Genomic DNA, 7,916 nt, shown 5'->3' on the forward strand with positions numbered 1-7,916 from the left:
TCCCTTTACTTCGCTGCGAAGGCGAGTTCGGCCGCCTTGTCGGCAGCCTCGTCCATGGTGGCGACGACCGTGACCAGCGGGTGGTTGGCCTCGGCGAGGATGCGGCGACCTTCGTCGACGTTGTTGCCGTCGAGGCGGACGACCAGCGGCTTGTTGGCCTCGTCGCCGAGGATCTCGAGGGCCTTGACGATGCCGTTCGCGACCGCGTCGCACGCGGTGATGCCACCGAAGACGTTGACGAACACGCTCTTGACCTGAGCGTCGTTCAGGATGACGTCGAGACCGGCAGCCATGACGGCCGCAGAGGCGCCGCCACCGATGTCGAGGAAGTTGGCGGGCTTGACGCCGCCGTGCTTCTCGCCTGCGTAGGCGACGACGTCGAGGGTCGACATGACCAGGCCGGCGCCGTTACCGATGATTCCGACCTCGCCGTCGAGCTTGACGTAGTTGAGGTCGTTCTCCTTGGCCTTGAGCTCGAGGGGATCCGTGGCGTCCTTGTCCTCGAACTCGGCGTGGCCGGGCTGACGGAAGTCGGCGTTGGCATCCAGGGTGACCTTGCCGTCGAGGGCGAGGATCTGGTCGTCCGGGGTACGGACGAGGGGGTTGACCTCCACGAGAAGAGCGTCTTCCTTGACGAAGACCTCCCACAGCTTCTGGATGGTCACGGCTGCGGCGTCGAGGACCTCGGCGGGCAGGTGGCCCTTCTCGGCGATCTCGCGCGCGAACGCGAGGTCGACACCCTTGACGGCGTCGACGGGGACCTTGGCGAGGCGCTCCGGCTTGGTGGCGGCGACCTCTTCGATCTCCATGCCGCCCTCGACCGAGCACATCGCCAGGTAGGTGCGGTTGGTGCGGTCGAGCAGGAAGGAGATGTAGTACTCCTCCGCGATGTCGCTGGCCTCGGCGACCAGGAGCTTCTTGACGATGTGACCCTTGATGTCGAGCCCGAGGATGTTCTCGGCGTGGGTCTGCGCGTCGTCTGCGGTGGCGGCGTACTTCACGCCACCGGCCTTGCCGCGGCCGCCGACCTTGACCTGGGCCTTGACCATGACCGGCTTGCCGATTTCCTCCGCGATCTCGCGGGCACCGGCGACAGTGTCGGTAACACGGCCGGCCGACGTCGGCACGTCATGCTTGGCGAAGAGTTCCTTCGCCTGATATTCGAAGAGATCCATCTGCTCACCGTCTCGTCTGCGTTCACGCCCGCTCCGGGGTATCGAGCGGGTCGTTTCGGACTCTAGTTTCTCGGCCGGGCCGCGGATCACGCGCGGCAGTCCCATGTGGCACAGGTCACGCGCGCGTAGGTCCGGGAACGACTTCGCAGTTCCCCTCCCGGGACGTGGCGGGCGCCACGTTCGAGCGGAGCACTCGGTTCAGAATGACAGGTACCCACTCGCTCCCCGACACCGGATCCCACGCTGCCGCGATGCAACAGACTCGTGACGTATCGGAAAACAGTGTTTGGAACTCCGGACGCTGGGGCATGTCCCAATTTGCCCCGGTTTGCACTGTGATGCCACTCACATAACGTCCGCCGGACGAACTACGGCTTGCCACCCCCGCGATCACTTCGTTACCGTCGCCTGGTCGAAGTAACGATGAGGTCACGAACGGAGGATGGCGATGCGCTCTGGTAACCCGAGTGCCGAGAGCCGAACCCGCCGCCCCGAATCGGCACCCGAAGACTGGAATGCCTGGGAAGCCGCCACGATGGACTTCCGTAACACCGGCCCCGGTTCCGAGCCCACCTACTACTCCGACTCCTTCGGCCATGCCGTCCGCGACGACCGCTTCGCGCAGGATCGTCGCGACGAGAGCACCGACGTCACCGCTCCCGCATCCCGCGGTGGAGCCCATCGACTTCCCACTCCCCCCACTGCCCTCAAGGGCCGCGCCGCAGTCTTCGCGGTCGCCGCAGGCGCCGTGGTCGCCGCGGGCCAGGCCGCAGCCAATGGTGGTCCGGGACAGAACACCGAGCACTCCGAGGTCGCTCTCGCCGCCGGCGAAGCCGATTCCTCGATCATCACGGCCACCGCAGTGCCGCAGGCCGCACAGTTCGCGCCGAGCGCCGACGCCGAGCCGTCGCAGGCCCCGCAGGTGCTCAACATCGCCGACCCGAACGACCTGTCGCAGTTCTCGAATCTCCTGGCCAAGGGCCAGCGATTCAGCGAGGAACGCGCTGCGCGCGAGGCCGCGGCCCGTCGCCCGCTGTTCGTCCTCCCCGCCGCGGGGTCGTTCACCTCGAACTTCGGCGCACGCTGGGGCACCCTCCACGCCGGCGTCGACATCGCAGGCCCCATCGGCACCCCGATCCTCGCGGTCGCCGACGGTGAGGTCATCGATTCCGGCCCGGCTTCCGGCTTCGGCATGTGGGTCCGCCTCCTCCACGCCGACGGCACCATCACCGTGTACGGGCACATCGACCAGTCCCTGGTGACCGTGGGTCAACACGTCATGGCCGGCGACCAGATCGCCACCATGGGCAACCGCGGCTTCTCCACCGGCCCGCACCTGCACTTCGAGGTGCACCTCAACGGCGTCGACAAGATCGATCCCGTCCCGTGGCTCGCCACCCGGGGTATCGCCCTCGGCATCCAGCGCGACTGACCGACCTCGCCGCCGTACGTTCGGCGTGCGTCCCGTTCCGCCCTCTTTCCCGCTTCGGTGCGGACCCGCTCTTTCGTGCGAATCCGCGCCTGACACAGGCTTTCAGGGCATCACAGTTTGATCATCGGCACACCGCCGACGAGCATCAACCGCACCTTGCCGGCACTGCCGAAGTCGATCACGACGGTGGCCGTGGGGCCCGAGCCCCGAGTTTCGAGAACCGTTCCGAGACCGTACTTGTCATGGCTGACGCGGTCGCCGACGTCGAGCACCAAGTGGTTGTTGCGTCCGCGCGCCGCACCGAAACTCGGTGTTCCCGAGGATCCGCGCCGCTCGCCCGCACCGAACCGTGAACCAGTGCCCGAGCCGATCGCCTGACCACGGGCGGGCGTGGGCTCGAGGCGTCGCCAGTCGATGAGGTGCTGCGGAATCTCTTGCAGGAAACGAGATTCCGGATTGGTGAGCGGCTGCCCCCAGGACGAACGCAACACGGCCCGCGTGAGATAGAGACGACGCCGGGCGCGCGTGATGCCGACATACGCGAGTCGCCGTTCCTCGGACAGCTCGGCCGGATCGCCGAGGGCACGCATGTGCGGGAACTGGCCGTCCTCCCAACCGGTGACGAACACAACCGGGAACTCGAGGCCCTTCGCGGTGTGCAACGTCATCAGCGTGACCACACCGGCCTCGTTCTCCGGGATCTGGTCGGCGTCGGCGACGAGCGAGACCTTCTCGAGGAACGCCGCGAGCGATCCTGGTTCGGGATCCCCCTCTTCACGTTCGTCGTCGACGATCCCGGCCGCGTTACGGACGTCGGCACTGAATTCCCTTGCCACGCTGACGAGTTCGTGGAGGTTGTCGAGACGGGCGCCGTCCTGCGGGTCGTCGCTCGCCGACAACTCGGCGCTGTATCCGGTGCGATCGAGGATCGCCTCGACGACGTCGCCGATGTCCACCATGTCGTTGCCGTCGGCGTCGCTCGCGACGAGCATCGCCCGCAGGCCGTCCATCATCTCGACGAAACCGGCGATCGCCTTCTGCGCCCGCGTGTTCAGCAGCGCGACCTTGCCGGCCGCGGCGTCGGCGAGGGCCTGCCCGAAGCTCACACCGAGCCGCTCGGCGTGCACCGCCACGCACGCCTCGGCACGATCGCCGATACCGCGGCGAGGGGTGTTGAGGATGCGGCGCAGGCTCACCGTGTCGTCGGGGTTGTCGAGCACCTTCAGGTACGCAACGACGTCGCGCACCTCCTTGCGCTCGTAGAACCGCACACCACCGACGACCTTGTAGGGCACACCGTGCCGGATGAAGACGTCCTCGAACGCGCGGGAGGCATTGTTGGTGCGGTAGAACACCGCGATGTCGGAGTAGGTGGTGTCGCCGCCGTCGACGAGCCGGTCGATCTCGGCGGCGACGAACCGCGCCTCGTCGTGCTCGTTGTCGGCGACGTAGCCGGTGATGAGTTCGCCCTCACCCGAATCGGTCCACAGCCGCTTCTCGCGGCGACCCGTGTTCTTGGAGATGACGGAATTGGCCGCCGACAAGATGTTCTGGGTGGAGCGGTAATTCTGTTCGAGCAGGATCGTGCGCGCCTGCGGATAGTCGCGCTCGAACTCCTCGATGTTGCGGATCGTGGCGCCGCGGAAGGCGTAGATCGACTGGTCGGCGTCGCCCACCACGCACAGTTCGCTCGGGGGGACGGCGGATTCCTCCTCCGGATCGCCCACGAGGGTGCGCACCAGCACGTACTGCGCGTGGTTGGTGTCCTGGTACTCGTCGACCAGGACGTGACGGAACCGGCGCCGGTAGTACTCGGCGACCTGCGGATGCGCCTGCAGCAGCGCCACCGTCTCGCCGATGAGGTCGTCGAAGTCGAAGGCGTTCGCCGTGCGCAGGCGCTGCTGGTAGTGCGCGTAGACCCGAGCGACGACGCGGGTGAGTTCGGTGGCCGCCGAATCGGTCTCCGCCTCGTGGGCGGCTTCTTCCGGCCCGATCAATTCGTTCTTCAGGTTCGAGATCTGTGTGGACAGCAGCCGGGCGGAGTACTTCTTGCTGTCGAGTTCGAGATCCTTCGCGATCATCGTGAGCAGACGACGGGAATCGTCGGCGTCGTAGATCGTGAAATTCGAATTCATGCCCTGCAGCAGACCCGCCTGCGCGCGCAGGATCCGGACGCAGCTCGAGTGGAAGGTCGAGACCCACATCGCATTCGCGCGCGGCCCCACCAGAGCCGCCACCCGCTCGCGCATCTCGGCGGCGGCCTTGTTGGTGAACGTGATGGCGAGCACCTGACCAGGGACGACGCCGCGCTCGGCCAGCAGATAGGCGATGCGACGCGTGAGCACCGCAGTCTTGCCGGAGCCCGCGCCCGCGACGATCAGCAGCGGGGCTCCTTCGTGCGTGACCGCTTCCCGCTGCTGCGGATTGAGCCCTTCGAGAAGAGCATCGGATCCGGGGCGGGAGTTTGCGAGCGCGACGGGAGTGTTCATCGTTTCACCAAACTACCGGACCGTTCGGACAACGGATCCGGACCACACAGTCGATCAAGCCGAGTGGCAGGGCCTACATGGTGAGTGGCAAACTGGAGACCATGTCTTCTGTCCTTTGCAGGCTCGGATCGAGTTCCGGTTGTCGCTGTCGATTCCCGACTGCCGGCCCGACCCGATACCGGTAACAGCCGCTCCCATACGGGCGATCCTTCAGAGCAGATGCGAGGAGACGACATGAGCACGCACATCGATTCTTCCCTTTCCGGCGAGCCGGACCAGGCGAACGCCGGAACACCGGCCGCGACCGACGACACCGCAGTGCCCACCGAGGCCGAGATCGAGGAGCTCCGCAAGGAGATCGATCGTCTCGACGCCGAGATCCTGGCCGCGGTCAAGCGCCGCACCGAGGTCTCCCGCATGATCGGGCGTACCCGCATGGCGTCCGGCGGTACCCGTCTCGTGCACAGCCGCGAGATGAAGGTCCTCGAGCGGTTCAGCGAGTTGGGCCAGGAAGGCCACACCCTGGCGATGCTGCTGCTCCGCCTCGGGCGTGGCCGCCTGGGCCACTAACGGCGTGGCCGTCCGCGTCACTGACGGCGAGGCCGTCCGCGTCACTGACGGCGAGGCCGTCCCGACCATCGCCGAGTTCCCTACTGCAGGGCGATGTACTTGGTTTCGAGGAATTCCTCGATGCCTTCGGTACCGCCCTCGCGTCCCAGCCCGGAATCCTTGATTCCTCCGAAGGGGGCCGCGACATCCGAGACGACACCGCGGTTCACACCGACGATGCCCGTTTCGAGCGCATGCGACACGCGCAGGGCCCGGTCGAGGTCGCGCGTGAAGATGTAGGCAGCGAGCCCGTAGCGGGTATCGTTCGCCGCTGCGAGGGCTTCCTCCTCGGTGTCGAAGCCGGTGACGGCCGCGACCGGCCCGAAGACCTCTTCCTGCAGGATGCGGGCCTGCTTCGGCACGTCGTCGAGCACGGTGGCCGGGTAGAACCATCCCGGTCCGTCCGCGGGTTCACCGCCCAGGCGCACCGAGGCACCCGCCGACACCGCGTCCTGCACGAGTTCGATCACGGTCTTCTTCTGGTTCTCGTTGACCAGGGGGCCCAGCGTCGCGTCGGGGTCCGTTCCCGGCCCGAGCTTGTACGACGCCATGCGTTCGGTGAGCTTGGCGACGAAGGCGTCGCGCACCGAGTTGTGGACGTGGAAGCGGTTCGCGGCCGTGCAGGCCTCTCCCCCGTTGCGCAGCTTGGCTGCCACCGCGCCCTCGACCGCGGCGTCGAGGTCGGCGTCCTCGAAGACGACGAACGGCGCGTTGCCTCCGAGCTCGAGCGAGGTGCGCAGCAGCGAACGACCGGCCTTCTCGGCGAGCATGCGCCCGACCTCGGTGGAGCCGGTGAAGGTGAGCTTGCGCAGCCGGGGATCCTCGAGGAGCGGCCCGGTGACCTCACCGGCATGTGAAGACGGGAGCACCGACAGGACACCCTTGGGTAGTCCTGCCTCGTCGAAGAGCTGCGCGAGCAGCTGGATCGTGAGGGGCGTCTCGGACGCGGGCTTGACGATGATCGTGCATCCCGCCGCGAGGGCGGGAGCGATCTTGCGGGTTCCCATCGCGAGCGGGAAGTTCCACGGTGTGATGGCCAGGCAGGGACCGACGGGTTGTTTCGTCACGAGAACGCGACCGGTGCCGGCAGGGGCGGGCGTGTAGCGACCGGCGATGCGGACCGCCTCCTCGGAGAACCATCGCAGAAATTCGGCGCCGTAGGTCACCTCCGATCGGCTCTCCGGTAGTGCCTTACCCATCTCGAGTGTCATGAGCAGCGCGAAGTCGTCGGCGCGTTCGGTGATCTTCCGCCACACCGTCCGCAACAGTTCGGCGCGTTCTCGCGGCGGGGTCGCAGCCCATTCCGGACCGGCCGCGACGGCCGCGTCGAGGGCCCGCAAGGCATCACCGGGCGCGGCATCGGCGACACGGGTGAGTTCGTCACCGGTCGCGGGATCGTGGACTCCGAAGGTGGTTCCGTTCTCGGCCGCCACCCACTCACCGCCGAGGAACAGGTCGGTGGGGACGGACCGAATCAGTTCTGCAGCATCCATATGCCCCATCATGCGCGTCGCGGTCGCTCGCTGTGGGAAACCGAGGGATCCCTTCGTCACACACCGGGGCCCAGTTGCACACCGGGCGCACCGTGTCGGGGCGCACTACTGTCGACGACATGAGCGACGTAACCGCAACGGCACCGTGGAAAGCTCTGGAAGACCATCGCGACCGGCTCGAATCGGTGTCGCTGCGGCAGTTGTTCACCACCGAACCCGACAGGGTCTCGGCGTTGACGGTCCCTGCCGGGGATCTGGTGATCGATTTCAGCAAACAACGCCTCGACACCCCGGTCGTGCAGGCCCTGCTCGAGCTCGCCGACACCGCGGGGATCGCCGCGGCTCGGGAGGCGATGCTCTCGGGTGCGCACATCAACGTCACCGAGGATCGGGCGGTGCTGCACACCGCCCTGCGTCTGCCCCGCGATGCGCAGTTGATCGTCGACGGGGTCGATGTCGTCGCCGATGTCCACACCGTGCTCGACCGGATGGGCGAGTTCACCGACCGCCTCCGCAGCGGCGACTGGCGCGGCGCCACCGGGCAGCAGATCACCACGGTGGTCAACATCGGCATCGGCGGCTCCGATCTCGGCCCGGCAATGGTCACCCGCGCACTGCGGCGCTTCCACGACGGGCCGGCGACGCGGTTCGTCTCCAACGTCGACCCCGCCGATCTGACCGCGGCACTGGCCGACCTGGACCCGGCGACGACCGTGTT

General features: G+C 67.3%; 5 protein-coding genes and 1 pseudogene. 3 read left to right on the plus strand and 3 right to left on the minus strand.

Annotated elements, in window-relative coordinates; genetic code table 11:
• Positions 1-5: 5 nt before the first annotated feature.
• Positions 6-1,175 carry an ADP-forming succinate--CoA ligase subunit beta gene (gene sucC / locus K3M35_RS05950; RefSeq protein ID WP_006553761.1) on the minus strand — a complete coding sequence of 390 codons (1,170 nt, stop codon included), beginning with the start codon at positions 1,173-1,175 and terminating at the stop codon, positions 6-8.
• 442 nt (positions 1,176-1,617) lie between these two features.
• Here sucC and K3M35_RS05955 point away from each other — a divergent pair, with 442 nt between their 5' ends.
• On the plus strand, positions 1,618-2,607 hold the full coding sequence (locus tag K3M35_RS05955; RefSeq protein ID WP_006553760.1) for a M23 family metallopeptidase: 990 nt from the start codon (positions 1,618-1,620) through the stop codon (positions 2,605-2,607).
• 110 nt (positions 2,608-2,717) lie between these two features.
• Here K3M35_RS05955 and pcrA read toward each other — a convergent pair whose 3' ends face one another.
• Positions 2,718-5,096 (minus strand): DNA helicase PcrA, encoded by a 2,379-nt coding sequence (pcrA, locus tag K3M35_RS05960; protein ID WP_024103168.1) that lies wholly within the window; start codon positions 5,094-5,096, stop codon positions 2,718-2,720.
• A 234-nt stretch (positions 5,097-5,330) separates the two neighbouring features.
• Here pcrA and K3M35_RS05965 point away from each other — a divergent pair, with 234 nt between their 5' ends.
• Entirely contained in the window at positions 5,331-5,666 is a 336-nt protein-coding gene (locus K3M35_RS05965) for a chorismate mutase (protein WP_006553758.1), read from the plus strand.
• Positions 5,667-5,746: 80 nt separating this feature from the next.
• On the opposite strand, the gene K3M35_RS05970 is transcribed toward K3M35_RS05965, so the two are convergent.
• Positions 5,747-7,198 carry an NAD-dependent succinate-semialdehyde dehydrogenase gene (locus K3M35_RS05970; protein ID WP_220666137.1) on the minus strand — a complete coding sequence of 484 codons (1,452 nt, stop codon included), beginning with the start codon at positions 7,196-7,198 and terminating at the stop codon, positions 5,747-5,749.
• Positions 7,199-7,317: 119 nt separating this feature from the next.
• Here K3M35_RS05970 and K3M35_RS05975 point away from each other — a divergent pair.
• Positions 7,318-7,916: pseudogene (locus tag K3M35_RS05975) on the plus strand (glucose-6-phosphate isomerase); the annotation flags it as partial.

The organism is Rhodococcus sp. DMU2021 (assembly GCF_019641445.1).
In the GTDB taxonomy this organism is placed as follows: Bacteria; Actinomycetota; Actinomycetes; order Mycobacteriales; family Mycobacteriaceae; genus Rhodococcus; species Rhodococcus pyridinivorans.